The sequence below is a fragment of the Pseudomonas syringae group sp. 247E2 genome (assembly GCF_032587795.1).
GTDB classification, from domain to species: Bacteria; Pseudomonadota; Gammaproteobacteria; order Pseudomonadales; family Pseudomonadaceae; genus Aquipseudomonas; species Aquipseudomonas amygdali.
This window is the reverse complement of sequence record NZ_JAWHPK010000015.1, coordinates 156825-183568: the sequence shown is the minus strand read 5'-3', so window position 1 is coordinate 183568 and position 26744 is coordinate 156825. Positions and strand designations below refer to the sequence as shown.

At 58.7% G+C, this 26744-nt stretch carries 31 protein-coding genes and 1 tRNA gene; 13 read left to right on the top strand and 19 right to left on the bottom strand.

All coding sequences use genetic code 11. The features are described 5' to 3' along the window. Positions 1–40: 40 nt before the first annotated feature. The 3 genes from yajC to queA are packed head-to-tail and all read right to left on the bottom strand — an operon-like array spanning position 41 to position 2625. Positions 41–376: a preprotein translocase subunit YajC gene (gene yajC, locus RYC18_RS16035; RefSeq protein WP_002552468.1), complete on the bottom strand. Its 336-nt coding sequence runs from the start codon at positions 374–376 to the stop codon at positions 41–43. A 54-nt stretch (positions 377–430) separates the two neighbouring features. Continuing rightward, positions 431–1546: a tRNA guanosine(34) transglycosylase Tgt gene (gene tgt, locus RYC18_RS16030; RefSeq protein ID WP_316886548.1), complete on the bottom strand. Its 1116-nt coding sequence runs from the start codon at positions 1544–1546 to the stop codon at positions 431–433. 14 nt (positions 1547–1560) lie between these two features. After that, positions 1561–2625, bottom strand: coding sequence for a tRNA preQ1(34) S-adenosylmethionine ribosyltransferase-isomerase QueA (queA, locus tag RYC18_RS16025; RefSeq protein ID WP_004418793.1), 1065 nt, complete (start codon positions 2623–2625; stop codon positions 1561–1563). A gap of 117 nt (positions 2626–2742) precedes the next feature. Here queA and RYC18_RS16020 point away from each other — a divergent pair. Further along, a tRNA-Leu gene (locus tag RYC18_RS16020) sits at positions 2743–2827 on the top strand. A gap of 132 nt (positions 2828–2959) precedes the next feature. On the opposite strand, the gene RYC18_RS16015 is transcribed toward RYC18_RS16020, so the two are convergent. The 4 genes from RYC18_RS16015 to RYC18_RS16000 form a co-directional block, all read right to left on the bottom strand. Further along, the gene (locus RYC18_RS16015; RefSeq protein ID WP_410478373.1) at positions 2960–3175 is read right to left on the bottom strand and encodes a hypothetical protein; all 216 of its coding nucleotides are present in this window, start codon (positions 3173–3175) and stop codon (positions 2960–2962) included. Between the two features lie 330 nt (positions 3176–3505). Beyond that, on the bottom strand, positions 3506–4600 hold the full coding sequence (locus RYC18_RS16010) for a type III effector (RefSeq protein WP_316886473.1): 1095 nt from the start codon (positions 4598–4600) through the stop codon (positions 3506–3508). A gap of 143 nt (positions 4601–4743) precedes the next feature. Further along, a complete protein-coding gene (locus RYC18_RS16005) occupies positions 4744–7053 on the bottom strand; it encodes a type III effector HrpK domain-containing protein (protein ID WP_005778291.1) in 2310 nt (769 codons plus the stop codon). Between the two features lie 73 nt (positions 7054–7126). Next, positions 7127–7681, bottom strand: coding sequence for an RNA polymerase sigma factor (locus RYC18_RS16000; protein ID WP_005735147.1), 555 nt, complete (start codon positions 7679–7681; stop codon positions 7127–7129). A 243-nt stretch (positions 7682–7924) separates the two neighbouring features. Between RYC18_RS16000 and sctW the strand changes: the two genes are divergently transcribed. From sctW to sctU, 12 genes are read left to right on the top strand one after another with little or no spacing between them, the layout of a single operon-like run. After that, positions 7925–9031: a type III secretion system gatekeeper subunit SctW gene (gene sctW, locus RYC18_RS15995; RefSeq protein ID WP_004666084.1), complete on the top strand. Its 1107-nt coding sequence runs from the start codon at positions 7925–7927 to the stop codon at positions 9029–9031. Then, entirely contained in the window at positions 9028–11115 is a 2088-nt protein-coding gene (sctV, locus tag RYC18_RS15990) for a type III secretion system export apparatus subunit SctV (RefSeq protein ID WP_005778286.1), read from the top strand. Before sctW ends, sctV begins: the two co-directional genes overlap by 4 nt. 33 nt (positions 11116–11148) lie before the next feature. Then, a complete protein-coding gene (sctD, locus tag RYC18_RS15985; protein WP_057405413.1) occupies positions 11149–12123 on the top strand; it encodes a type III secretion system inner membrane ring subunit SctD in 975 nt (324 codons plus the stop codon). Beyond that, the gene (locus RYC18_RS15980; protein WP_005778282.1) at positions 12120–13469 is read left to right on the top strand and encodes a FliI/YscN family ATPase; all 1350 of its coding nucleotides are present in this window, start codon (positions 12120–12122) and stop codon (positions 13467–13469) included. Before sctD ends, RYC18_RS15980 begins: the two co-directional genes overlap by 4 nt. 2 nt (positions 13470–13471) lie before the next feature. Then, positions 13472–13918: a YscO family type III secretion system apparatus protein gene (locus RYC18_RS15975; protein ID WP_117139814.1), complete on the top strand. Its 447-nt coding sequence runs from the start codon at positions 13472–13474 to the stop codon at positions 13916–13918. A 6-nt stretch (positions 13919–13924) separates the two neighbouring features. Beyond that, on the top strand, positions 13925–14497 hold the full coding sequence (locus RYC18_RS15970; protein ID WP_054076886.1) for a type III secretion system HrpP C-terminal domain-containing protein: 573 nt from the start codon (positions 13925–13927) through the stop codon (positions 14495–14497). Then, complete coding sequence (locus RYC18_RS15965; protein ID WP_117139816.1) at positions 14494–15210, top strand: type III secretion system protein; 717 nt, start codon at positions 14494–14496, stop codon at positions 15208–15210. The genes RYC18_RS15970 and RYC18_RS15965 overlap by 4 nt, the downstream gene beginning before the upstream one ends. Then, positions 15200–15589, top strand: coding sequence for a FliM/FliN family flagellar motor switch protein (locus RYC18_RS15960; RefSeq protein ID WP_117139817.1), 390 nt, complete (start codon positions 15200–15202; stop codon positions 15587–15589). The genes RYC18_RS15965 and RYC18_RS15960 overlap by 11 nt, the downstream gene beginning before the upstream one ends. Next, positions 15586–16239 (top strand): type III secretion system export apparatus subunit SctR, encoded by a 654-nt coding sequence (gene sctR, locus RYC18_RS15955; RefSeq protein ID WP_005743314.1) that lies wholly within the window; start codon positions 15586–15588, stop codon positions 16237–16239. Before RYC18_RS15960 ends, sctR begins: the two co-directional genes overlap by 4 nt. 7 nt (positions 16240–16246) lie before the next feature. Continuing rightward, on the top strand, positions 16247–16513 hold the full coding sequence (gene sctS / locus RYC18_RS15950) for a type III secretion system export apparatus subunit SctS (protein WP_002552413.1): 267 nt from the start codon (positions 16247–16249) through the stop codon (positions 16511–16513). Next, on the top strand, positions 16514–17308 hold the full coding sequence (sctT, locus tag RYC18_RS15945; RefSeq protein WP_316886472.1) for a type III secretion system export apparatus subunit SctT: 795 nt from the start codon (positions 16514–16516) through the stop codon (positions 17306–17308). It abuts the gene before it with no gap. Further along, on the top strand, positions 17305–18384 hold the full coding sequence (gene sctU, locus RYC18_RS15940) for a type III secretion system export apparatus subunit SctU (protein WP_004666089.1): 1080 nt from the start codon (positions 17305–17307) through the stop codon (positions 18382–18384). Before sctT ends, sctU begins: the two co-directional genes overlap by 4 nt. A gap of 219 nt (positions 18385–18603) precedes the next feature. Here the strand turns inward: sctU and RYC18_RS15935 are convergent, their stop codons facing one another. From RYC18_RS15935 to RYC18_RS15880, 12 genes are all read right to left on the bottom strand, one after another. Then, positions 18604–18951: a hypothetical protein gene (locus RYC18_RS15935; protein WP_002552410.1), complete on the bottom strand. Its 348-nt coding sequence runs from the start codon at positions 18949–18951 to the stop codon at positions 18604–18606. 2 nt (positions 18952–18953) lie between these two features. Beyond that, positions 18954–19157, bottom strand: coding sequence for an HrpT family type III secretion system protein (gene hrpT / locus RYC18_RS15930; protein ID WP_002552409.1), 204 nt, complete (start codon positions 19155–19157; stop codon positions 18954–18956). After that, the gene (sctC, locus tag RYC18_RS15925; RefSeq protein ID WP_057403512.1) at positions 19154–21265 is read right to left on the bottom strand and encodes a type III secretion system outer membrane ring subunit SctC; all 2112 of its coding nucleotides are present in this window, start codon (positions 21263–21265) and stop codon (positions 19154–19156) included. Before sctC ends, hrpT begins: the two co-directional genes overlap by 4 nt. 1 nt (position 21266) lies before the next feature. Next, positions 21267–21698 carry a type III secretion system protein HrpG gene (locus tag RYC18_RS15920; protein ID WP_057405406.1) on the bottom strand — a complete coding sequence of 144 codons (432 nt, stop codon included), beginning with the start codon at positions 21696–21698 and terminating at the stop codon, positions 21267–21269. Beyond that, positions 21685–21909, bottom strand: a complete 225-nt coding sequence (locus tag RYC18_RS15915) for a type III secretion protein (RefSeq protein WP_005743309.1) — start codon at positions 21907–21909, stop codon at positions 21685–21687. Before RYC18_RS15915 ends, RYC18_RS15920 begins: the two co-directional genes overlap by 14 nt. 83 nt (positions 21910–21992) lie before the next feature. Continuing rightward, a complete protein-coding gene (gene sctL / locus RYC18_RS15910; RefSeq protein WP_316886471.1) occupies positions 21993–22574 on the bottom strand; it encodes a type III secretion system stator protein SctL in 582 nt (193 codons plus the stop codon). Between the two features lie 36 nt (positions 22575–22610). After that, positions 22611–23138 (bottom strand): hypothetical protein, encoded by a 528-nt coding sequence (locus RYC18_RS15905; protein WP_057405404.1) that lies wholly within the window; start codon positions 23136–23138, stop codon positions 22611–22613. Next, complete coding sequence (gene sctJ, locus RYC18_RS15900; RefSeq protein ID WP_057405403.1) at positions 23138–23947, bottom strand: type III secretion system inner membrane ring lipoprotein SctJ; 810 nt, start codon at positions 23945–23947, stop codon at positions 23138–23140. The genes RYC18_RS15905 and sctJ overlap by 1 nt, the downstream gene beginning before the upstream one ends. An 8-nt stretch (positions 23948–23955) precedes the next feature. After that, positions 23956–24330, bottom strand: coding sequence for a type III secretion system inner rod subunit SctI (gene sctI, locus RYC18_RS15895; RefSeq protein WP_005743305.1), 375 nt, complete (start codon positions 24328–24330; stop codon positions 23956–23958). Positions 24331–24357: 27 nt separating this feature from the next. Continuing rightward, positions 24358–25368, bottom strand: a complete 1011-nt coding sequence (gene hrpZ, locus RYC18_RS15890) for a type III secretion system effector HrpZ (protein WP_057405402.1) — start codon at positions 25366–25368, stop codon at positions 24358–24360. 53 nt (positions 25369–25421) lie between these two features. Continuing rightward, positions 25422–25736: an ATP-dependent helicase HrpA gene (locus RYC18_RS15885; protein WP_057405401.1), complete on the bottom strand. Its 315-nt coding sequence runs from the start codon at positions 25734–25736 to the stop codon at positions 25422–25424. A gap of 93 nt (positions 25737–25829) precedes the next feature. Continuing rightward, positions 25830–26738: a sigma 54-interacting transcriptional regulator gene (locus RYC18_RS15880; protein ID WP_005743301.1), complete on the bottom strand. Its 909-nt coding sequence runs from the start codon at positions 26736–26738 to the stop codon at positions 25830–25832. Between the last annotated feature and the right edge of the window lie 6 nt (positions 26739–26744).

The following is a 26744-nucleotide window of genomic DNA, read 5'->3' as shown; positions in this document are numbered from 1 at the left end:
GGCGCCTTGCGCGCCCCGTCGATGGGTAAAAAGTTACTGCTCAGATCGCTTTCAGGGTGCCTTTTGGCAGAGTGGCCGCGATGGCGCCCTTCTGGATTTTCAGCTCAACGGTGTCCGACACCTCGATCACTACGAAGTCGTCGGTCACTTTGTTGATCTTGCCCGCGATGCCGCCGCTGGTCACAACTTCATCGCCTTTCTGCAGGTTGCCCAGCAGGTTTTTCTGCTCTTTGGCGCGCTTGGCCTGTGGACGCCAGATCATCAGGTAGAAGATGACCAGGAAGCCGACCAGGAAAATCCACTCGAAACCACTGCCCGCAGGACCGGCAGCCGGTGCAGCAGCATCCGCAAAAGCGGGAGAGATGAAAAAGCTCATTTGTCGCTCCAGTTACATAATTAGTATAAAAAAGCAGGAAAAACTCGTTCTGTTTCAACCCAGAGGCGGCGTTGGAAGGCCGCGTTTGGCATAGAAGGCATCGACGAAGGCGGCCAATGTACCCTGTTGAATAGCCTCGCGCAAACCAGCCATAAGGAGCTGGTAGTGGCGCAAATTGTGGATCGTATTCAGCATGCTCCCCAGCATTTCTCCGCACTTGTCCAGGTGATGCAGATAAGCGCGCGAGAAGTTCTTGCAGGTGTAGCAATCGCAGGTCGGATCAAGCGGCGAATTGTCGTGGCGATGGAACGCGTTACGAATTTTCAGCACACCGGTATCGGTAAACAAGTGGCCGTTGCGAGCGTTGCGGGTCGGCATCACACAGTCGAACATGTCAACGCCGCGGCGCACACCTTCGACCAGATCTTCCGGCTTGCCTACTCCCATCAAGTAACGAGGTTTGTCTGCTGGCATAAGGCCCGGCAGATAGTCCAGCACCTTGATCATCTCGTGCTTGGGCTCGCCTACCGACAGGCCGCCAATCGCCAGACCGTCAAAGCCGATCTCATCCAGACCTTCCAGCGAACGCTTGCGCAGGTTCTCGTGCATGCCACCCTGAACGATGCCGAACAGCGCAGCAGTGTTTTCGCCATGCGCAACCTTGGAGCGCTTGGCCCAACGCAACGACAGCTCCATGGAGACACGCGCCACATCTTCGTCGGCCGGGTACGGCGTGCATTCGTCGAAGATCATCACGACGTCCGAGCCCAGATCACGCTGAACCTGCATCGACTCTTCAGGGCCCATGAACACCTTGGCACCATCAACCGGCGAGGCGAAGGTCACGCCCTCCTCCTTGATCTTGCGCATCGCGCCCAGGCTGAACACCTGAAAACCGCCGGAGTCGGTCAGAATCGGTCCCTGCCACTGCATGAAATCGTGCAGGTCACCGTGGCCCTTGATGACTTCAGTGCCCGGACGCAGCCACAGGTGAAACGTGTTGCCCAGAATCATCTGCGCACCAGTGGCCTCGATATCACGCGGCAGCATGCCCTTGACCGTGCCATAGGTGCCCACCGGCATGAACGCCGGAGTCTCGACTACGCCACGCGGAAAGGTCAGGCGACCGCGACGGGCCTTGCCGTCGGTGGTCAACAACTCGAAAGACATACGACAGGTGCGACTCATGCGTGATCCTCTGGTGCCGATTCCTGTGGGGCCGTCGGCGCGGGATTGCGGGTGATGAACATCGCATCACCGTAACTGAAGAAGCGGTAGCCGTGCTCGATGGCCGCAGCGTAAGCCGCCATCGTCTCGGGATAACCGGCGAACGCCGAAACCAGCATCAACAGCGTGGATTCAGGCAAATGGAAATTGGTCACCAAGGCATCGACCACATGAAATGGCCGCCCCGGATAGATGAAGATGTCGGTGTCGCCGCTGAACGGTTTCAGTTCGCCATCACGCGCGGCACTCTCCAGCGAGCGCACGCTGGTGGTCCCGACGGCAATCACCCGCCCGCCTCGCGCACGGCATGCGGCCACGGCGTCGACCACGTCCTGGCCAACTTCCAGCCACTCGCTGTGCATGTGGTGATCTTCGATCTGCTCGACGCGCACCGGCTGGAACGTACCCGCGCCGACGTGCAGCGTGACGAACGCAGTCTCGACGCCCTTGGCGGCGATCGCCTCCAGCAGCGGCTGATCGAAATGCAGGCCGGCAGTTGGTGCAGCCACAGCGCCTGCACGCTGCGCGTAAACAGTCTGATAGCGCTCACGGTCCGCGCCCTCATCCGGGCGGTCTATATAAGGAGGCAACGGCATATGGCCGACACGCTCCAGCAACGGCAGAACCTCTTCGGCAAAGCGCAGCTCGAACAGCGCGTCATGCCGCGCAACCATCTCGGCCTCGCCACCGCCATCGATCAGAATCGACGAGCCAGGCTTGGGCGACTTGCTGGAACGCACATGCGCCAGCACACGATGGCTGTCCAGCACGCGCTCGACCAGAATCTCCAGCTTGCCGCCGGACGCCTTCTGCCCGAACAGCCGCGCGGGAATCACACGGGTATTGTTGAACACCATCAAATCGCCCGGGCGCAAATGCTCAAGCAAATCAGTGAATTGACGATGTGCCAGCGCGCCAGTCGGCCCGTCGAGGGTCAACAGACGACTACTACGACGCTCGGCCAGTGGATGGCGAGCAATCAGGGAATCGGGGAGTTCGAAGGTAAAGTCAGCGACGCGCATGATCGGGTTCGTTTAGCAGGGCCGGGAAGTTTATCCGGTTTGGCGGCATTAGTAAAAAACCTGCGTAAATCCCTGTTGACCAACGGAAAACTCATCCTTATACTTCGCCGCCATTGAGCCCTGATGGCGGAATTGGTAGACGCGGCGGATTCAAAATCCGTTTTCGAAAGAAGTGGGAGTTCGATTCTCCCTCGGGGCACCACCTTTAAAAAAGACCTTGAAATTCAAGGTCTTTTTTTTCGTCTGGTGGAAAGTGGTCTGACATAATCCGCGATCTCCCCCTATTAACTGAGAATCAGGCTCGAAGCACGAAATAACACGTTCGGCCGCGTTGCTACTTTTTAGCGGCAGAGGGCACGCTGCCGTGGTATTTGTCAGTGTTGTTGTCGTTATCAAGATCGCGATCAGTTCCGCCGAAGGCCGCATCGGTGTGATGGTCGTTGTCCATATCCTTGTCAGTGCCACCAAAAGCAGCGTCAGTGACGTTGTCGTTATCCAGGTCCTTGTCGTTACCACCACACCTGGCATCGGTAATGTTGTCGTTGTCCATATCACAATCGTTTACAGCGTACGCAAGTAACGAAGTACCTACCATGGTCAACACAAGCAGAAGGCCGCCGATCTTTGCAGTCAGAGCGTTATACACACGCATCAAGGTTGATCTCTAAAGGTAGAGGAAAAGAACGAGGGTGATTGAATACTGTGATCCGTCAGTCAGACCGTCTGGCCATACTTCGTTTACGAGACGCTCTGACACCGTCTAATCCCGAACGTTTGCGCAGTGCAGTTTTACAGTACCGAACTCTATGACCTGTTTTCTTGAAAATTAATCATTGGCAGAGCGATGAGTTTTTTATTGCTTAACGTACGAATCGATACATTATCTTCGTGGAGGCATGCCTTTAGACGACGCGGCGCTTCTGGCTTGCCTGACCACCTTTGGCGCCTGTCGGGCGACCGTCTTGACGCCTTCGGCACCCAGCGACATTGCAACACCAACAGCTTCAATTTCCATCTGCAACGCACGCCGTGGATCGTCACTATTCAACTTGTCGCTCACTCGTCGGGCGAACGCCTCATCAAGCACCGACTTTTCCTGCTGATAGCGGCCTCCTTCAAGCGGTGAGACGTTCGGCAACTGATCAGCAAGACGTTTCTGCAGACGGCTTGTCGTGTGGGTCAGAACGTTCTCGGCGGTTTCACGCGTAACCTTGCCGGCTTCAGCTGCCATTGCAAGGGTGAATGAATATGTTCGCTCTACCGCACTGCGATCTTTGGCAAACCGGCTGTCCTCCGCCAAAATGGCTGCGCCGTTAGACCACGGGTCCATGACGATGGGCGAAGAGCCAGCGCTGGAATTATCCGTTTCAGCCCAGACGTGATCTTTTCCGGGCTGCTCGGCCAAATGAATCTTTTCGCGGGGACTACGCCCGCTTTCCTGAGCCAGGGCCCCGTAAGCGAAGCTTGCTATACGAGCATGTTCGCCACAGTTGCCAGCGCCAAACACCTGCCCTGACATGGCGACAAGAACATGCCAGTTCATCTCATCATTCCCGGGCATCGGCTCATGGCCAGCGCGCTCGGCATCTTTTCTCAAGCGCTTTGCAGCGACTGCGCGAGCGCCGCTTTGCAGGTGGGTACGTTGTGCATCCACATCAATGTTGCCCCTGCCGAAGGGCAACGCGCGGCGTGCTTCACGCACCGCTTCGTCTGCCGGAACCAGAGCCTTGATACTGTCTTCATCCAGTGGACGTCGGTCGAGCCGACGTAACAGCAGGTAACCGGGCAATGAAGATGGCGTGTCAGAAATGGCCTGCCCTGTAGAAGAAACGGGTGGCAAGCGTGTCTTGACTGATGAGTAAGGGTAGTTCGGTCGCACTTGAGTCGAACCGGCTTCAGGACGTTCTGTTTGTGAACTGCAAGAAGCGGGGTTCTGGGCCGATGATGATTGAACAGCCTTTTCAGTGGTTTCCACGCTAGGGCCTGGCGCGGGCAGGCTGTGACCAGCACTGTGAATTCTCATATGTTCCTCACTGATTGCGGGCGCTCATCGCACCCGAAAAAGCTCATTACGGCCAACACAGGAACGACCGATCTCAACGCTCTCGTCACTGTCAATCAATGCGCCTTGGCAATCCCGAACTGGTCCAGCACCGGGTCAACGTTATGATCGAACGCCTTCTGCGCCTTATGCTTCTTGACCGCATCAATGATCGCGGAGATACCAAAGCCCAGGGCCATGGCGCCGTCGATGGCCCAGCCGATAACCGGGATTGCAGCACCCAGCGCTGCGCCTGCGGCAAGCCCTGTGGCTTCACCGGCAACCAGACCGACAGCGCGGCCGATCATCTGTCCGCCCAGACGACCAAGGCCGGCGGACGCCTCGCGACCCATCATTTTCGCGCCGGTGTCTATGCCGCCCTTGATTGCCTCCGCGCCCAACCTGGAGCTGTCGATGATGCTCTGAGCCGCGCCCAGCTTGTCACCGCTGGCGAGCCTGTCAGACACTGACGCAAAGCCCATGACCGAGTTGAATGCCTTGCCTCCGATACCTTGCTCGGCGAGCTGCGCGGCCAGCGAAGGACCGCCCTCTTCATCGGTCTTGCCCTCCAGCAACTTGCGGCCTTTTTTGGAGTTCTGCAGCTCGGACAAGGTGCTGGCCGTGTAACTCTCACGCTCACCATTAACGAAATCAGCGGGCAGCACGCTTTCATACGCCGCTTTCTGGTTATCTGCGGTTTGCAGAGACTCACCAGCGTCAGACTTTTTCTGACCAAGCAGTTGTTTCAGAGCGCCCCCCTCGCTGAAGTTGCGAACGTAGGAATCGGCAATCTTCGTTTGCACTTCATCAGGCTGGTTGTTGAATACTTGCTGGGCAGTGGGCACCTGGGCATCGGGAAACAGGTCTTTTTGCAGTTGCAGTTGAGCCGACAGGCCGGTAATGGCGCCGCTGTAATCGGGGTTGGGGTTGTGTTTGTCGACGGCCTTGTCCGCGGTTGCCAGGTCGGTTTGCAAGGCTTTTCCGCTGTTGACGTTTTGAGCCTGCTCAGTCACGGCCTTCTGCAGTGCCGAATCGCTGCGAACCAGGCTGCGCTCCTGTTCGGGAATGCTTTTGTTGAGGTACTCCTGAACATCGGGATCGGCTTGCAACTGAGCGATTCGCTCGTTAAGGCCCGCCTCGGTCTTCTCGGTATTGCGCAAATCCCGCCCGGCTATCACGCTCTGCTGGGTCTGCTGCAACTTGATCATCACAGCGGCCTTCTGCGCGCCGGTGTAAGCCTTGGGCTTCTCGAAAACCTGAGCATTGAGTTTGCTGATATCGATACCGGATACCGAATTCAACGTCGCGGCGTCGCTGAGCATGCTGGCGAACTGGCCACCATTTTTGGGGGCGCTCTTCCTGATCCACTCGCTCATATTGGACGCATCGAACACCTGGTCGGGGCTATGTGCAGCCTTCTTGCGCCCGGTCAGACCGGCTTCATCCACCTGGCTGAGGAAGCCCGCCTGTGACCACATGTTGGACGACTGTTTGAGCGTACCTGACAACCCTGGGTTACTTTTAATCAGCGCTTTCAGACCCTCGGCGCTGACATTACCATCGACATCGGTTTTGTCCGGCGCCCCAACGGCATGATGAGGGTCGGCTGCCGTCGCCAACGGCATATTGGCGCGCATCACCGCTGCGCTGCGCACCATTTCAAGGGATTGAGGATCAGCGCCGGGGTTATCTTCCATGTACTTTGCCAAGTCCTTGTCGGCATTGTCGGCCGCCTTCTCCATATTTTTGGCGAACGCCTTGAGGTCTTTGTTGGTGATTTTGCCATCCGCATTACCGCCATCCTTGCCGACGTCCACCGCCGTCTTCAACGCAGGGTTGGCGTTGATGAACGCCATCGCCTTGTCAGCGTTGGGGCCGTGCTCTCTGGCCATCCAGGCGGCCGCAATCGGCCGGTTGAGTTCTTTGGCCGCCTGCTCGCGTTCTTCGGGCGGCAGATGGGCGACCATCGGATCCCAGCGCTTGAGGGCCTCGGGCGAAGAGTATTCGGAGTTGTCGAGAAACGCGGCATCGGTAGCGCTGGGAGCATTTGCCGGGCCGGAGGCAGACGCCGCAGGTGACGCGCTGGCTGTTGACAAGACCGATGTCATTGGGGACACCTGATCACTGTCCTGATCAACGCTGGAGGTGCTTTCGCTATTACTGCTGCGAGTCAGCAGACTCATCAGCGATGAGCCGCTTTGCTCGGCATCAGAAAAGAAAGATGTATTGTCGTTGGCCTGGCCGAACTGCACAAAGGCCTGATCACCACCTGCGCTGCTCTGCGTGAGCGAGGCTTTGGCTAATGGCGTCTCAGCAGCCAGTTCGCCAGAGGTGGGTTGATTCACGATGCTGCCGAGGGCAGGACTGGGAGAACTGGATATACGCATGGTTGCCATCCAAGTGGTGAGGGATGGCAACTGTGTGGTTTTGCGTGCGAGTTGGTTCCAGACAGATATCCACTCAGGCGAACGGGTCAATCTGCTGCTTCAATTGCACCCGTGCCCGGGACAGTCGCGAGCGCACAGTGCCAATCGGAACGCCGAGCGTGTTCGCCGTATCCTGATAATTGCCATCCATCTCCAGCGACACTTCCAGGACCTTTTGCATGTTCGACGGCAAGCAATCAATGGCTGCGATGACGCGTGCCAATTGCCTGTGCCCGTCTACCTGATGAGTGATATCGCCATTCCATTCCAGCTCTGAATGAACGTCGTCTTCCCAGCTTTCCTGATAGGGCTGGCGATACATTTTGCGGAAGTGATTACGGATCAGGTTCAACGCAATACCACACAACCAGGTCTGCGGCTTGCTGGCATGTTGAAACTTGTGCTCGTTGCGCAGGGCCTCCAGAAATACGCATTGCAAGATGTCATCGACATCATCCGGGTTCATTACGCGCTTCTGAATGAACGCTCTGAGCATCTGTATCTGATCAGCCGTCAGTTGACGGATACCGGCAGACGAAGAGTCCTGGCGTGGCTGGGTTGCATCAAGGATCACTAGGTTCGGAAACATGGGCTTACCTTAATTTAATGGTGTGCAAGCCCTATAGCGATAACCGTGCCAGCCAAAATAATTACTTAAGTTACTGATTTATATAATTATTTTAAAACTTGTAATTCTTTGTAATACATTTTTTTGCGCAACGCCGTTTTTATCACTACAGCTTTTGGCACAAACGCGTCAGCCCCTTTTACAAGGGAACCGAATCCTGGCCAGGCCCCACTCAGCGGTCATGACCAGGCTCAGAACCGTCCTATGAAAATCGTCGCCCCGCCTATATTGCCAACCCACACGGTCACGCCGATTCGCGCCGTCACGCCCGCTGCGCGAGCGATTCCCGGGACCCTGTCGTCGGAAAAAGGCACGTCATCGCAACAGGTCTCGCGCTTCGCCGCAGCACTGGTGCGAAACAGCCGGATACTGCGCCAGCGCGAACTGATCGCAAGCAGAAATGCACTGCAATCACGGGCCGTCAAACTGGGTGAGCTCTATCAGTTGTTGATGAGCGCCAACGATACCGGTCTGGATAATGCCGCGAGGCTGCTGCGCAAAAAACTGCTGCAAGAGAACGACACAGAACTGGAACAGGTTCTGGAATTTGCCGATGGCGATGCGGCCAAGGCCCACGTGGTGCTGCAAGCGGCACGCAAACAGGCTGAGGAAGATGGCGCTGAAGGCGAGTACGTGGCGCTCACCCAAACGCTGAAACAGTTGCGACGCAAGTTCGGACCACACGCCCGGGCAGGCATTAATACTGCCAGGGCGTTCGGGCGGCAGAACGTCGACAACAAACGCCGTACCGCGTTGCGCAACCTTTATGGCGTAGCGGTTTCCGGACAGCCAAACGTGACCGGCCTGATTGAAGCCTTGATCAACGAGCAGGAAGAGACCGGAGACTTCGACCTCAACCTGCGCGACATGCGCAGAGCAATTGCTGACGATCTCTCGGCGATTACCCCTTCGGCATCTCATGAACAGCTGCGCACGTTGATGCACGGGCTGACCACAGCACGGCACGTGACGACGTTGTTGCGCGGTTGTGAACACCTGCTTGGGCGCATGCGCAACAAGAACCCTGACCTGAAGGTGGATCCGCCAGCCTTTCTCAAACACTTGCTGACCCTGACGGCCAATGGAATGAACGTGAACCAGACCCTGCAACTGACTCAGCACATCGGCGGTGCCAGGCTCAAGAACCAGCTGGCATTTCTCAATGGCTTGCGGCCGATGCTGATGCAATTGCCCATCCTGCTCTGGAAGGACATGAAAAGCCGCCAGGCTGCGCTGAATAACCTGCTCACCCTAATGGCAGAACTGACTCAACAGGAACAGAAGCAGCTTTTTGAGGGACTTGCCGGATGAATCAAGTCATCAACTTTCTGAACATGATTGCCCTGTCGGCCATGCGCCGGTCAGAGCTGGTCGGCGCATTCTTCGTCATCGCCATTGTCTTCATGATGATCACCCCCCTGCCCACCGGGCTGGTTGATGTGTTGATCGCGGTGAACATCTGTATCTCGTGCCTGCTGATCATGCTGGCGATGCATTTGCCAAGACCGCTGGCATTCTCGACCTTTCCGGCCGTGCTGTTGCTGACCACCATGTTTCGTCTGGCGCTGTCGATTTCCACCACACGATTGATCCTGCTCAATCAGGACGCCGGGCACATTGTCGAAGCCTTCGGCCAGTTCGTGGTGGGTGGTAACCTGGCGGTGGGCCTGGTGATCTTTCTGATCCTGACAGTGGTCAACTTTCTGGTTATCACCAAAGGTTCGGAACGGGTCGCCGAGGTCGGCGCGCGGTTCACGCTGGACGCTATGCCCGGCAAGCAGATGTCCATCGACAGTGACCTGCGTGCCAACCTGATAACCGTTCAGGAGGCGCGCAAGCGCCGCGCTGAGCTGAACAAGGAAAGTCAGTTGTTCGGTGCTATGGACGGCGCGATGAAGTTCGTCAACGGTGATGCCATTGCCAGCCTGATCATCGTTGCCATCAACATGATCGGCGGTATTTCCATCGGCGTGTTGCAGCACAATATGAGTGCGGGCGATGCGTTGCAGCTGTACACCGTGCTGACCATCGGTGACGGCCTGATTGCACAGATCCCGGCGCTGCTGATCTCCGTGACCTGCGGCATGATCATCACCCGTGTACCCAATACCGAGGCTGGCGCGGAGGCCAACATTGGCCGTGAAATCGCCGAACAGATCACCAGCCAGCCCAAGGCGTGGATCATCGCCGCAGTGGCCATGCTCGGCTTCGCGGCTCTGCCGGGTATGCCCACGGGGGTGTTCATCACCATCGCGATCATCTGCGGTGCCGGTGGCATGCTGCAGTTGCAACGGGCAAAACCCAAGCCCGACGAACAACGCGCCACTACCGTCGCCCCGGAAATGAACGGCAAGGAAGACCTGCGTACCTTCTCACCCAGCCGGCAGTTCGTCCTGCAATTTCACCCTGGCCAAGACAGCGCACAGATAGAGGCACTGATCAGCGAAATACGTCGGCGACGCAACCGTCTGGTGGTGCAGTACGGTCTGACCCTGCCGTCGTTCATCATTGAACATGCCGATCATCTTCCTCCGGACGAGTTTCGTTTCACCGTCTACGACGTCCCCATGCTCAAGGCGACATTTACCCAGTCCCATGTCGCCGTGGACGCTCGCCAACTGGGCGGTGAAAACCTCCCGGCGGCGATTCCGGGCAATACCGACCGCCAGGAAGATCAATGGGTATGGTTGCCTGCCGAGCAATGCGGTGAGCTGAACCCGGTCAGCGCCATGACCCTGATCGTCGAACGCATGGAACGCGCATTGCAGTCCTGCGCGCCGCAGTTCATCGGCTTGCAGGAGACCAAAGCCATCCTCAGCTGGCTGGAATCCGAGCAGCCGGAGCTTGCACAAGAGATACAGCGAGTGCTCACGCTGACGCGCTTCTCGGCGGTTCTGCAACGTCTCGCGTCGGAGCGCGTACCGCTCAGAGCCATACGGCTGATCGCCGAGACCCTGATCGAGCATTGCCAGCATGAACGCGATACCAACGTGCTGACCGACTACGTGCGCATCGCGCTCAAATCGCAGATCTACCACCAGTATTGCGGTGCCGAAGGCCTGCAAGTGTGGCTGCTCACGCCGGAAAGCGAGGGCTTGCTGCGCGACGGTCTGCGCCAGACACAGACCGAAACGTTCTTCGCACTGAGTAACGAGATCAGCCAGATGCTCGTGCAACAAATGAATATCGCATTCCCGGTGCGCGCGCCCGAACAGGCGGTACTGCTGGTAGCGCAGGACCTGCGCAGCCCGCTGCGGACCTTGTTGAGGGAGGAGTTCTATCACGTTCCCGTACTGTCTTTCGCAGAAATCAGCAACGCGGCCAAGGTCAAGGTAATGGGTCGCTTCGACCTTGAAGACGATCTTGAGCCAATGGACAACGAGCACGCAGCTTGAGCCTTTCAGGCTTGAGCAAAGGGAGACTTTCAGATGTTTGAATTACGCGTACTGAACGGTCAGCACCAAGGCGCAGCCTTGCCACTGGTGGGCGAGCAATGGTCGATTGGCTCTGCCGCGCAACACGATCTGGCACTGGACGACGCGGGTGTGGAAAGCCTGCACTGCCGCCTGCAACGCTTGGACGACAGCTGGACACTGAACGCTGAAGAAGGCGCGGTGTGCGACGAAGAAGGTAACGCCCGGCCCGGTATTGACCTGACACTCAACACTGCATTCTTGCTGGGCTCAGTGTGGCTGTGCGTTTCGCCCGCAGGCGATGAGTGGCCTTCAGTGCCTGCGGTCATCCCGAAACAGCCACAGGCCGACCCCGAGCCCGCGCGCAATGATGTGCCGCTGAAAAAGGTCAAGTCGCGCTCGCAATTGCTCAACCGTACCACAGGGATCATCGCCGGCTTGCTGGTGGGTGTCATCGGCAGCGCCTGGAGCCTGACCCGCCCGCCCGCCATTGCAATGGACCAAAGCCCCGGCCACATGGCCTCGGTCACAGCAGAGGCACCGGTAGAGGCATCTCCTACACCGGCAAAGATCATCAAACCCGCGGCCGATAAACGCATACGCCTGACCAGCGCGGATGCGGTACGCCATCAGTTGGGCACCATGCTCAGCGACCGGCTGCTGACCGATGTCAGCGTGGAAGAAACAGCCGAGGGGCTGGTGCTCAACGGCGATCTCAAAGAGGAATCCCTGCTGGTCTATCAACGCATGCTGCAGCGTTTCAAGGACCGCTATGAGTCGCCGGTGACGGTGTTCGACAACGTCGCCAGTACACGCAGCGCCCTGCCCTTCGTGGTGGTTCAGATCATGACCGGCCCGCATGCGCACCTGGTGACTGCAGACGGCCGCCGTATCTATGTGGGTGACGAAGTGGATGGCCTGCGCCTGACGCGAATCGACAATCAGCGCCTGCAATTCGACGGCAATCGGCACATTGAGGTGAACTGGTGAATGCTGCACTGAGCCAGTGGAAAGACGCCCACGCAGCGCGCTTGCGTGACTACAGCGCCGTGCGCGTCAGTGGCCGGGTGAGTGCAGTGCGCGGGATTCTGCTGGAATGCAAGATTCCTGCGGCCAAGGTGGGCGATCTTTGCGAGGTGAGCAAAGCCGACGGCAGTTTTCTGCTGGCTGAAATCGTCGGTTTCACTCAGGAATGTACGCTGCTCAGTGCCCTGGGCGCACCCGACGGAATTCAGGTCGGTGCTCCGATCCGCCCGCTGGGCATTGCCCACCGGATTGGCGTTGACGACAGTTTGCTGGGCTGTGTTCTGGATGGCTTCGGACGTCCGCTGCTCGGTGATTGCCTCGGTGCTTTTGCCGGACAGGATGATCGTCGCGAAACACTGCCGGTGATCGCTGACGCCTTGCCGCCCACCCAGCGCCCGCGCATCACCAACGCCCTGCCCACCGGGGTACGCGCCATCGACAGCGCCATCCTTCTGGGCGAGGGTCAACGTGTGGGGCTGTTCGCCGGTGCTGGCTGTGGCAAGACCACACTGATGGCCGAACTGGCCCGCAACATGGGCTGCGATGTCATCGTCTTCGGGCTGATCGGCGAACGGGGCCGCGAGCTGCGCGAGTTTCTCGACCATGAACTGGACGAAACCCTACGCGCCCGCTCGGTGCTGGTCTGTGCCACCTCCGATCGTTCAAGCATGGAGCGCGCACGCGCAGCGTTCACCGCGACCGCTATCGCCGAGGCATTCCGCGCACGAGGCCAGAAAGTGCTGTTGCTGCTCGACTCCCTGACCCGGTTTGCCCGTGCGCAGCGGGAGATAGGGATTGCCTCGGGCGAACCGTTGGGGCGTGGCGGCCTGCCACCCTCGGTTTACACCTTGCTGCCACGCCTGGTCGAGCGCGCCGGCATGAGTGAGAACGGCTCGATCACCGCCCTCTATACCGTGCTGATCGAGCAGGACTCGATGAACGATCCGGTGGCGGATGAAGTGCGTTCACTGCTCGACGGGCACATCGTGCTGTCCCGCAAGCTGGCCGAGCGCGGGCATTACCCCGCAATTGACGTATCCGCCAGCATCAGCCGGATCCTCAGCAATGTTACCGGCCGCGAACACCAGCGAGCGAACAATCGTCTGCGCCAGCTACTGGCTGCCTACAAGCAAGTGGAAATGCTCCTGCGGCTGGGCGAATACCAGGCCGGTGCAGACCCGGTGACCGATTGCGCGGTGCAACTGAATGACGACATCAACGCCTTTCTGCGCCAGGACCTGCGTGAGCCGGTGCCCTTGCAGGAAACCCTGGACGGGTTGTTGCGGCTCACTTCCAGACTGCCGGAGTGACCATGGACGACACACTGGAAGACGACCCACAGCGCGCGGCACTGGAACAGGTGATCGGCTTGCTGACGCCGCTGCGCCAGCATCGTCAGGCGAGCGCTGAACGGGCTCATCGCCACGCGCAGGTGGAACTGAAATCGATGCTCGACCACTTATCAAAAACACGGGCATCGCTGGATCAGGAACGTGACAACCACAAGCGGCGTCGCGAGGGCCTGTCTCAGGAATACCTGGAAAAGGCCATCAGCCTGAACGATATCGACCGATGGCATGAGAAAGAAAAACACATGCTCGACCGCCTGGCCTGTATTCGGCAGGACGTGCAGCAACAGCAATTGCGGGTAGCCGAACAGCAGGCGTTGCTTGAGCAGAAGCGCCTGCAAGCCAAAGCGTCTCAGCGCGCGGTCGAGAAACTCGCCTGCATGGAGGAGACGCTCAACGAAGAAGGTTAAGTGACGATGACCGCACCGATCAAACACCCGGCCAAAGCGCCAACGGCACCACCCGTAGTGCATGCCACACCGCCTTCTGCGCCCGCGCAGCGCGCACCGGACAAGGCTGATGACAAGCCACCGGCTTTTGGCAGCACAACGCGTACCGACGTGCCGAAGGTCCGCTTCGCACAAAACCGTTCGGCGACAGAGACACCGGAGAGCGCCGACGGCCTGTTCTTTTCCCAACTGCTGATACCTCAGGTCGGCGAAGAGCCTGATCAGCAAGGCTTCGGCGGCAGCAGCATCGCCCTGCCCGTGCACGCCGAAAATGTACCCACCCCATTGATCGACGAGCTGGCGCAGCGCTTGCCCGAACAGCCCGCCGGCCCGCTGGCGTTTACCCTGCTGATGCCCAGCCTGGGGACAGTACGCGTCAATGCCGAAAAAACCGAACACCGTTGGAGCATCCAGCTGGGCTTCGCCCGTCGCGACGTTCTGAAACGTTTGCAGGGTCATACCGGCGCATGCCGTGATTCACTGTCGCGGGCACTCGGCCATGACGTTGAGCTGGACATGCATGAAGATCTTGCAGCATGAGCGCGCTGCGTCTGCGCAAGGTCGATGCCCTGCTGGCTCAGGCCACGCGTGAGCTGGGTGCCGGTCAGAGCCTGGGCTTCAGCGCTGCAGGTCAGGACGCCGAACTGACCCTGTTGCCACTGCTTGCCGACACAGGCGAACCGGCAGGTGCTGTCTGGCTGAGCACAGCCATCGGGCCCCTGTTGCTGAGCGACGCCGAAGCGCTGCTCAGCCTGCTGGGCGACATCCCCCTTACGCTCGGGGGCGAGCAACAAGCTTGGTACTGGCAGCTGTTCAATCAACGCCTGAGCCCGACTGTTGCCCGACTGCTGGCACCGATCGAACCCCTGCACAACAAACCGCAAGCACCCACCCTGGGCTGCCGGGTTCAGATACGGCGTGGTGATGAGCAGCTTCACGCGCACTTGCATGCCACGCCCGACACACTGCTCAGGCTGCTGCGATCAGCGTCCTGGCAAGCCCGCACGCGCACTGTGGATGAATCCTGGTCAGTGGCCAGCCCCCTGATCATCGGTGAAATGTCGCTGACCCTGGAACAAATCGCCTCGCTGCGCCCCGGTGACGTGGTGCTGCCCGCCCGCTGCCAGTTCGACAGCGCCGGACAAGGGTTCCTGAGCCTGGCAGGGCGGCAATGGGCGGCGCAGACCGACCAGCACGCGCAGCGTCTTTTTTTGCGGCTCAGTCATGAGGAGCACCGCCACCATGAGTACTGAAGATCTGTATCAGGAAGATGTCGAGATGCTCGACGACTATGAAGACCCGTCGACTGAACAGCACTGGTCCGAAGAAGAAGACGGCGAGCCATCCGGGTATGCGACGGCCGAACCGGACGATCACGCAGCGCAGGAAGAACAGGACGAGCCCCCGGCACTCGATTCGCTGGCACTGGACCTGACCCTGCGTTGCGGCGAGCTCAGGCTGACCCTCGCCGAACTGCGCCGGCTGGATGCCGGGACCATCCTTGAAGTCATCGGCATTTCGCCGGGGCACGCGACACTGTGCCATGGCGAACAGGTGGTGGCCGAGGGCGAGCTGGTGGATGTCGAGGGCCGGCTCGGTCTGCAGATTACCCGCCTGGTGACACGCTCATGATCATGGAGGGCGTAAACCCGATCATGCTGGCGCTGTTTCTTGGCTCGCTGTCACTGATCCCCTTTCTGTTGATTGTCTGCACCGCCTTTCTGAAAATCGCCATGACCCTGCTGATCACCCGCAACGCAATTGGCGTTCAGCAGGTGCCGCCGAACATGGCGTTGTACGGCATTGCCCTGGCCGCCACGATGTTCGTCATGGCCCCGGTGGCCCACGATATCCAGCAGCGCGTGCATGATCACCCGCTGGAAATGAGCAGCGCCGACAAGTTGCAGAGCAGCCTCAAGTTGGTAATCGAGCCGCTGCAACGCTTCATGACCCGCAACACCGACCCGGATGTCGTCGCCCATCTGCTGGAGAACACCCAGCGCATGTGGCCCAAGGAAATGGCCGATCAGGCCAACAAAAACGACCTGTTGCTGGCGATTCCGGCCTTTGTGTTATCGGAGTTGCAGGCCGGTTTCGAGATCGGCTTTCTGATCTACATCCCCTTCATCGTCATCGACCTGATTGTTTCCAACCTGTTGCTCGCACTGGGCATGCAGATGGTCTCGCCGATGACCCTGTCGTTGCCGCTCAAGCTGCTGCTGTTCGTGCTGGTGTCGGGCTGGTCCCGCCTGCTCGACAGTCTCTTCTATTCCTATATGTGAGGCGGCCATGGAAGCGTTGGCGTTGTTCAAGCAAGGCATGTTTCTGGTCGTCATCCTGACCGCTCCGCCGCTGGGTGTCGCTGTGCTGGTCGGGGTGCTCACCTCGCTGCTGCAGGCACTCATGCAGATTCAGGATCAGACGCTGCCCTTCGGCATCAAGCTCGGGGCGGTCGGGCTGACCCTGGCCATGACCGGCCGCTGGATCGGCGTCGAGCTGATTCAGTTCATCAATATGGCCTTCGACCTGATTGCACGGTCCGGGGTCAATCACTAAATGCCCTTCGACGCCCACGAAGCGTTCCAATTCATGCTGGGCATGGGTCTGGCGATGGCGCGCCTGCTGCCGTGCATGCTTCTGGTGCCAGCCTTCTGTTTCAAATACCTGAAAGGCGCGCTGCGCTATGCGGTAGTGGCCGTGCTGGCGATGGTCCCGGCCCCCGCAATCAGCCGCGCGCTGGGTTCCCTTGACGATAACTGGTTTGCCATCGGCGGCCTGATGATCAAAGAGGCGGTACTGGGCACGCTATTGGGGCTGTTGCTGTATGCGCCGTTCTGGATGTTTGCCTCGGTCGGCGCCCTGCTCGACAGTCAGCGCGGGGCGCTCAGCGGTGGCCAGTTGAACCCGGCCCTCGGTCCGGACGCCACACCGCTGGGCGAGTTGTTTCAGGAAACCCTGATCATGCTGGTGATTCTCACTGGCGGTCTTTCACTCATCACTCAGGTCATCTGGGACAGCTACAGCGTCTGGCCACCGACTGCCTGGCTGCCGGGCATGACCGCAGGCGGTCTGGACGTCTTTCTGGAACAGCTCAACCAGACCATGCAACACATGCTGTTGTATGCCGCGCCCTTCATTGCCCTGCTACTGTTGATCGAAGCCGCGTTTGCGATCATCGGCCTGTATGCACAGCAACTGAACGTATCGATTCTGGCCATGCCAGCCAAAAGCATGGCCGGCCTGGCCTTTCTGTTGATCTACCTGCCAACGCTGCTGGAGCTGGGCACCGGTCAACTGTTGAAGCTGGTTGATCTGAAGTCGCTGCTGGCGCTTCTGGTGCAAGTGCCGTGAGTGAAAAAACCGAAAAGGCTACCCCCAAACAGATACGTGACGCTCGCGAAAAAGGTCAGGTGGGGCAGAGTCAGGACCTTGGCAAACTGCTGGTACTGATGGTCGTCAGTGAAATCACCCTGGGCCTGGCCGATGACAGCGTCGACCGGTTGCAGGCCTTGCTCGCACTGTCTTTCAAAGGTATTGACCGGAGCTTCGCTGCATCCGTCGAGCTGATCGCCAGCGAAGGCCTTTCCGTGTTGCTCAGCTTCACGTTATGCAGCGTCGGCATGGCCATGTTGATGCGCCTGGTCAGCAGCTGGATGCAGATCGGCTTTCTGTTCGCCCCCAAGGCCTTGAAGCTGGACATCAACAAGATCAACCCCTTCTCGCATGCCAAGCAGATGTTTTCCGGGCAGAACATCCTCAACCTGCTGCTCAGTATCCTCAAGGCTGTTGCCATTGGCGCGACCTTGTACATGCAGGTCAAGCCCGCGCTGGGCGCTCTTATCCTGCTGGCCAACAGCGATCTGACGACGTACTGGCACGCATTGGTCGAACTCTTTCGTCATATTTTGCGCGTGATTCTGGGGTTGCTGCTGGTCGTCGCCATGGTCGACTTCGCCATGCAGAAATACTTTCACGCCAAGAAGCTGCGCATGAGCCACGAGGACATCAAAAAAGAATACAAACAGTCCGAAGGCGATCCTCATGTCAAAGGCCATCGTCGACAACTGTCCCATGAAATCCTCAACCAGGAGCCCAGCGCCGCCCCCAATCCGGTGGAGGAAGCAGACATGCTGCTGGTCAACCCGACGCACTACGCGGTGGCGCTGTATTACCGGCCAGGCGAGACGCCTCTGCCGCTGATTCATTGCAAGGGTGAGGATGAAGAAGCCCTGGCGCTGATTGCTCGGGCCAAAAAGGCCGGTATCCCGGTGGTGCAGAGCATCTGGCTGACAAGAACGCTGTACCGCGCCAAGGTGGGCAAATACATCCCTCGCCCCACGCTGCAAGCTGTCGGGCACATCTACAAAGTGGTTCGCCAGCTGGATGAAATCACCGATGAAGTGATTCAGGTTGAGGTGGAGCTGTAGGCTGGGAGCTACAAGCCAAGCGTAACAGGTGCTTATGCACCAGCCCTCCCCCACGCCCTGTTTCAATCTCTAGCGTCTAGAAGACCGCGTCCTGAAACAATCCTCAACATTACCTTGACTGTAGCTCGTGCCTGCAGCTCGTGCCTGCAGCTTTCAGCTGCCCCAAAAAAAGACCGCCTCCTCTGCAGGGGCGGTCTTCTTTCATGCTGGCCGAATTGCCTAAGCCAGGTGTTCCAGGCCTGCCAGCATCAACTCATGCCGCCGGATGTCATCCAGGTTGGTGACGGCATCCGGCGCGTCGCTTACGGCATGCCACACTACAAAATCACGCTGTACATCCAGAAACAGAAAGTAGTTACGGAACCGCTCGGCCTCTGAGAACCTCATTTGCAGCGCCTCTCTCAGTTGCTCGGGACGCAGCGCACGCCCTTCGATGTGCAGCGCGATGCCCCAGTCATGATGCTCACGCCGACTGACGAAGGACACTCCGTTTGCCACCGGCCAGACAGCAGGGCTCTGGGCAGCGACGTTGTAGTAGAACGCCGCTTTTTCCTTTACCTCAATCATTTCTAATCCTTTAACTTCACGACTGTGTAATCCCGCTCGTGGTCCTGGTCGTCCAGACCGTCGCGCATGTCCGGCGGCCACCAGATGACCAGTTCGCGGTTTGTGGAGTCCGGACGTTTGCAGGCAACTCCCGTACAGCCATGGGTGGCACACCCCGACAGGGTAGCGAACAGCACCAGCACAACTGCAATGCTACTGATCTTCATGGTTTCGCTCCCTTGAGCAGTGATGGCCGACTCTCTTTCGCCATTTTCGATATCTGTGGCTGGCGCACAGCGATATACACCTCGCTCTCTTCGCCCGGTTGCAGCCAGGCGTGAGGCCAGGCGGCAACGCCGATGACCCAGCGACCGCCGCAGCGGCTCTCGTCGATACGTACCGGTTTGTCGGTATTGTTGTGCGCCACGACAACCGCAACACCCCAATCCTTTCTGGCGTACCACTGCGAACGTTGACCGTCGAGCGTCAGTCCCGCGCCCGGATCACAAAGGCTATCGGTTTCAAATGGCAGCGTTTCGCCGGTACGCATACCCACGGGGGCAGTTCCATCGACCATCTGGGTGAAGACCTTCTGGACATCGCCACGGGTCGGCAACTCTCCACCGTCGCGTCGCTCCTTGATCCTTTTCATCTGATCATCGACGTCATGCGGGTTGCCGTTTTGCACATAGCGAGCCGGGTTGACCTGATCACCGATCAGGCGCGGGGTCAGAATGAACAGGCGCTCGCGATTGCTCAATTCACGGCTGCGGGACTGGAACAGCAGCTTGCCAATGTAAGGAATATCGCCCAGCAACGGAACCTTGTGGACCTTGTCATTGGCCTCCAGGCCATGGAAGCCACCGATCACCAGCGAGCCATGCTCAGCGATGACGGCCTGGGTGCTGACGTTGCCTTTGCGCACACTGGGTTGCGTATCGTTGATATCGGAGATATCGATCTGGCCGTCTTCAATGTCGACGATCAGCTGCACCTGCGGCTTGCCGTCGTTATCCAGTGAGCGCGGAGTCACTTGCAGGCTGGTGCCGGCGGTGATGGGCTCGATATTGGCGACGCGCTCTGAGGTTGCAGTGAGGTATTCGGTGCGACTGAAATCAATCACCGCCGGTTGGTTTTCCAGCGTCAGGATGGACGGGTTGCCGATCACCGACGCTGAACCGTTACCTTCCAGAGTATGCAGCTCCGCCGTGAACTTGCCTGCGTTCTGAATGAACATAGTGGAAGTGGTGCCTGCGTCGAACATATTGACACCGCCACCCACACTGCCCGCATTGAAGTTCCAGCGGCTGGACAGTTCTGCCAGTTCGTTGCGATCAATATCGAGAATCACCGCATCGATTTCGATCAGATTGCGCGAAACGTCCAGTTCCTTGATGAGCTTTTCGTACATCGGCTTGCGCGACGGCAAGTCGTAAATCAGCACAGCGTTATTACGCACATCGGCTGTTACACGAATGGTCGCACGGCCACCCGAGCGACTTTTTCCGCTGCTCTTGCCACCGCCACCGCTGCCATAGTGCAGCACTTGATCCAGGCCTTGCTCCAATGCGCCGGTATTGATGCCGCTGGCGTTCAGCGGCAGACTCGGGGTGTCCTGACCGTCACCGCCCGACAAGCCGCCGGTACCGCGACCACCTCGCCCTATCAGGTCCGTACCTTTTATAGACTGACCGCGAGAACGGACATCGAGCAGATCCTGCAGAATGCTGGCGACCCCTGCGACTACCAGCTCTTGATCACGATAGCGAATGGTACGGTCCGCCGCGCTGGCATATTTGAGCGGAAATACGATGATGTCTTGCTTGTCGCCCTTTTCCGGCGTATCGACTTTCTTGCTGTAATCGCGCACCAGCTCCACGTATTTTGCCGGACCGCGCACCAGCACCACGCCCTCGTTCGGTAGCACCCCCCAACCGAAGCGTTTATCCAGCAATCCCACGTCGGTCAAGGCCGTTTGCAAGTCGTCTACCGCGTCGGCTGATACTTCGACGCGCGCCGAGGTGTGTTCGCTGGACGGGCTGACGTAGAGCGTGTCGTTATAGACAAACCACTGGAAGTGGTATTCCTGACCAAGCCGGTCGAGAAACTCTTCCGGGCTCTGGGCACGAATCCGGCCATCGAGCGTTCCCGGAATGGACGGCATGTCCAGCGCCATGCCGAACTCTTTGGCAAAGTCAGCCAGCGCCGTGGTCAGTTCAGTCTGCCGGGCGTCGTAGGCGTAAGCCGTGTGTTTCCAGGCTTCGGGGGTGACCGCCCATGTAACAGGGGTCAACCCGATCAACAATAAAGGCAACCACATCAAGGCCTTGCGCATTTCAAACTCCCGGTTGCCGGTGATTGAGGGTCGTGCGCCCGGATATCGCGGGCGTCATGTCGCCAATGGTGGTCTGCATCAGGCTGAGCAAGGCCGCACGCTGATTGGCCAGGCTTTCAAGGCGATCGAGTAGATCGGCGAGGTTGCAGGGGTGGGGTATCCAGGTGACCAGGACCATGCAGCGGGTCTGCGGATCAATGGCGAAGGCGCCATCACAGGCACACGCAAGGCTGGCACCCCCGTGGCTGAGCAACGCCTCGATGCGTTGGGAGTCATTGGCATCGTAGGGATCGAGCAGCTCAATGCTGCAACGTATCCCATGACCAACCACTTCCAGGCGGACGTTGGCGTCGTCGACCCAGCAGTCCAGCGCAGTCGATGGACGCTGATCACACCACTGGCCGACGACCTCAGCGAACTCACTGAAATCCATCGATGACATTTTTGGTCAATTTGTAACCAGCCTGCTGGCATTGATTAGCGATGCTGGAGCTCACCGCAGCTTGCTGGCTCGCTTCGCTGAAGGCATCGATATCGTCGGCAGTGAACTGGCCGTTACCGCTGTCCAGTACGTCATCCACGTCGGACAAGGCGCGCGTCATCGTGCTGTCGAGGTTAGTTTGCAGGGATTTGAAATTTATCATGTCCTGATACTCCAGCAGAAAGGTTCAAACCTTGAGTGGAGCAAACAGGTGGGGCGGTTCCATTTTTGCTGTGAGAGTCTGTTTCAGGCAGACGGTTCGTTGCCTGCCAGGCCATTGCACAGCGTCGTCCAGTCGATGTCGAAAGCGCCGTTGGCATCGCTCAGGCGCAGGCATTCGGGCGCCAGCGTGGCATCGCGCTTGAGCTGCCAGTGTTCGGCAAAGCGGCTTTCAGCCAGCCATTCGGCGACCGGCTCGGCCATGTCGGGGTGAACGCTGAGAGTTGCCACAGCCTCATTGAGCTGACTGGCAGCCAGGTTTCTGACCAGCGCCCGGGCACGCTCGGCCAATGTTGTTTCATCGAGCAACTGCCGCAACGCCACACTCAACAGCTCCTCCACGGCGACCATTGCCTGCTGCTGCAAGGCGGCGCGCTGCATCTGCAGTTCGCCAAGAAAGGCATTGGCGGTTTCCCAGAACTGTGCAAGAGCCTGCTGATGCTGGCGCTCGGCTTTCTCCTGCCCCAGCACCATTATCTGCTCTGCCTGCTGGCGTGCATCAGCCAGAATGTTGCGCGCCAGCAGACTGTTGGCGATATCTTCACGGCGCAACACTGGCTCAGGCAGAACCGCTTTGCCGGTCAAGGTAATACTGCGTTTGGCAAGCATGAGAATGTCCTGGTACAGAGGGATCCGAATCGGGATTCAACCCGCTGTGACACGCCATAAAACAGCCTGCCACAACGTCCGAAGTTTATTCTCGGGTGCCTCGCAGGGCCTGTCGGCGACCGCATCGGGCGCCCAGGCCAGACGCAGGCGCGGCCAGTATTCAGGCCCCAGCCAGGCACCCAGCAGCAAGCGAGCATCTTCAGACTCCTGATCGAGCCAGACACCGGGGCGCAGCGCTTTAGTCAGCGCCCAGCACCACGCCCCATCAGCGCCATCGCTTTCGTTGCGGGAGAAACAGATTCGCTGCGCCAGATCCAGTGCCTGATCACGTTGAGCGGGTGTCAGTGCCAGCCAGTTCAACAGCGGCTCGGCAGGCGTCGGCGGCTGACTGGGGGCGATGCCCATGCGCTGCAGAAATACACTGTGACGGCTGACCATGAGCGCGTCACACTCCTCCACCGTCAATCCGCACTCAGCGGCGAACCGGCTTTGCCAGTCAGGATGTGCCCACTGCCAGGGGTTGCACCACCAGTGCACCCAATGGTCCTCGGCAGCCCGCTCCATCATGCGCGCGCCGGTACGATCGAACGGCTCTGCTTGCCGCCAAATCCAACTCGCTGAAGCACCGCGTTACGCCAGTCACTGCGCAACAGCAGCGCGGCAATCAGCAACAACAGCACCAGGCCGATCGGCACCAGCCACAGCATCAGATTCCAGAATGGCAGATTGGCGCTATCCAGCTTGAACGGTCCGAAACTGGCCCACTGGGTGGTTTCCTGAAACTCGGTAGCCGGTACGAAAACAATGGAAAACTTTTTTGATTCTGCCGACTGCGTCGACATACCGGGGATACTGCTGGCGACCATTTGTTGAATACGCCCACGTACGCTGTCAGGATCGAGCGCCGCCGAATGTTTGATGAACACCGCAGCAGACGCCGGTTGCACCGGCTCGCCTGGCGCTATACGTTCTGGCAACACGACATGAACCCTGGCGACGATAACGCCATCAATCTGCGACAGCGTCGCCTCAAGCTCCTGGGACAACGCATAAATGTAGCGGGCACGCTCTTCGAGCGGGGTCGAGATGACCCCTTCTTTCTTGAAGATTTCCCCCAGGCTGGTACGTGACTGGCGCGGCAGGCCCGCAGCGTTGAGCACCCGCACGGCGCGGTTCATGTCACGGGTCGCGACCGTGACGACGACGCCGGTTTTTTCCAGGCGCTTGCGCGCATCGATATGCTGATCCGCAAGGCGTGCAACCACCTCGTTGGAGTCCTGCTCGGACAGGCCAGTGAACAGATCGGTTTCATCACTGCACCCACCGAGCAGCAGCATGCAAAACAGCAGCAGCCCTGCGCTCAGAAATTTCACGGCAACCTCTACTGCAAGTTAGTCAGCTTATCGATCGCCTGCGCAGTCTTGCTCACGACTTTGGTCGTGAGCGCAGTCTGCAACGAGCATTGCGACAAGGTTCTGGTCATCGCCGCAATATCCAGCGCATCACCGGTACCAGAGGCTTTTTTCATGGAGCGCATGGCTTGCTGGGAGATCTTTTCGGTTTCGCCCAGACCACCGGAAATCGCACTGGCGATATGCTCGGAAAGCGGCGCACCACTCGAAACCTTGTCCGGTTGCGCGGCGGCGGTGAACAGATCGACATCAGCCTGGTCCGGTTCCAGAACAAGCCCCTGTGGCACATCCTGCCCAAGTTCGGACGGGATGCTTTTAACATTACCAATATGGGAAATGGTCACGTGAGTTCTCCGTCAGGCGGGTGTCCGTCAGGCAGCCGCCTGGTTGCGGTTACTTTGCAGCAGAGCGTCGACCAGCAAGTTGGCAACCTGCGCTGCACTGCTGTTCAGGTCATTGCCGATCTGACCAGTCCCCATGAGCGTCGCCTCCAGCCCTTTACGCACCAGGCCGCCGAGCAACTGATCCAGGTTCTGTTCGACACCCAGCGAAGCGTTTGCCTGCAGACTGACCGGGGGGGTTCCCAGTCCGCCGCCGGACAATACCGACTGCAGGCCAAGGTCGATCAGCTCACCGATCAACTGCCCCACGTCACCCGTGGAATTTGTACCGTTCCCGGGGCCGGTGTTGGCTTCGATCAGCGGGTCACCTACCGGGCCGGATGAACCGGCTGAAAAGCTGCCCAAGCCGCCATCGCCTGCTGCGAAATCGCCAGTATCATTCTGCTGGTTGCCAAGCTGTTGACCGATGATATCGAGCGCAGCACGGAACTGAGCGGTCTCGTCGCCATCGAGGAAATTGTCTTCTTTGAGTTCGCTCACCCACGAGCCCGAGTTCGGCGCAGGAAACTGTGCAGGGTTGTCATCCATGAACTGCGCGATCTTTTCCAGCATCGGCATGTCGTCATTGGAAAAGTTAGTCCCGTTACCTTGCTGGGTCAGAAGATCATCTAGCATCGATTTGGCCAGACCGTTCAACACTTGCGTCATCAGGTCAGGCTGTCCGACACCGCCCAGACTGTCGGCAGCGGCGCCAAAATTGTCACCCAGTTTTTCATGGATCAGCTTGTCCAGCGCGGCGATGACATCCTCAATGCCGCCGCCAGCCATGCCATCGGCCGCCATCGACTTCGCCAGCAGCTTGCCCAATGGCGAGCTCTCGTCCAGTTGACCATTACGGGTCAACTCTTGAGCCAACTGCACGATGACATCCTGAAGCGCCTTGCTGGATGTGTTCGCACCCGTAACCTCGGTTTCAGGACGAACAAGAACAAGCGCCATCGCCGGGGTCTGCAATGAGCTGTTAAGACTGAGACTCTGCATCACAACCTCCTCAAAGAAACCGCCCCTTCAGGTGTGAAGGGGCGCTCAAGACATCAGAACTGGACGACCGCGTTCTCGATTTTCTTTGCCACGATCTGGTTAGCCAGTTTTTCATCAGCAGCCTCGAAGCCCGCCATCATGCTTTCTTCGCGACGCTTGGCGCCCTCTTCGGTGGAGATGTCCTGCAATTTATCGTTCTCTTTGTCACCCTTTCTGAGGTTGTCATACACAGAATTTGCGGAATCGTTGGAACCGGTGTTTTTGTACATCGACGTCTGACGGTCTTTGGCGCTGTTCATGTCGCTCAGACCTTGCATGGCGCTACCGCCGCCGTTGATCAACTTGGTGCCAATGCTGGATAAGCTCATCGTTTGATACCCTTTAGTCAGTACCAGCGTAATTGCTTGGTACAACTAGGTGGTGACAGGCGGTGAATGGGTTCCAGCGTTCACACAAAAAAATCAGATCTGCAACTCCTTGATACGTCGATAGAGCGTGCGGCGTGGCATGTCCAGCTCCAGGCTTGCCGCATCGATGCAGTTACGGTGACGCTTGAGTGACTGTTGAATCAGGGCCTTTTCAATCGCCCTCAGCTGGGATTTGAGCCCACAGGCCAAGTGTTCTTCACTCTGCGGGTCGACACCCAACACCGGGAAACCCAATACATGGCGCTTTGCAGCAGCCTTGAGCTCACGGATATTGCCGGGCCAGTCATGCCCCAACAGCACCTGCTGAAGCAGCGGACAGACATCGGCCGAGGCGACGTCCAGTTCTTTGGCAGCCGCGGCCATAAAGCGCTTGAACAAGGGCAGAATGCGCTCAGGCTGTGTGCGCAAGGGTGGCAGTTGGAGCGTCAACACGTTAAGGCGAAAGTACAGATCGCGACGAAATTTCCCCTGCTCGACGGCATCATCCAGAGACGACTGGGCCGAAGCGATCACGCAGACATCCAGCTTGATCGTGGATGTCGAACCCAGTCGTTCCAGTGCTCGGGTTTCCAGCACCCTCAGCAGCTTGGCCTGCAGGCTGAGCGGCATGCTATCGATCTCATCCAGATACAGCGTTCCGCCTTGTGCCGCTTCGATGTAGCCGACTCTGGAGCGGTCAGCACCGGTGTACGCACCACTGACCACTCCAAACAGCTCACTCTCTGCCAGCGACTCCGGAATCGCAGCGCAATTCATCGCAACCAGGCGACCTTTACGGCCAGACATTGTGTGAATGCGCTGGGCAATCGTGTCTTTGCCAGTCCCGGTCTCGCCTGACAGCAACACATCGATACCGAGTTGCGAAATGCTTTCAGCGACGATCCCCAGATTTGGAACACGCTCCTCGTCCAGGTCGTCATCAAACCCCTCATCAAGATCCATCACATG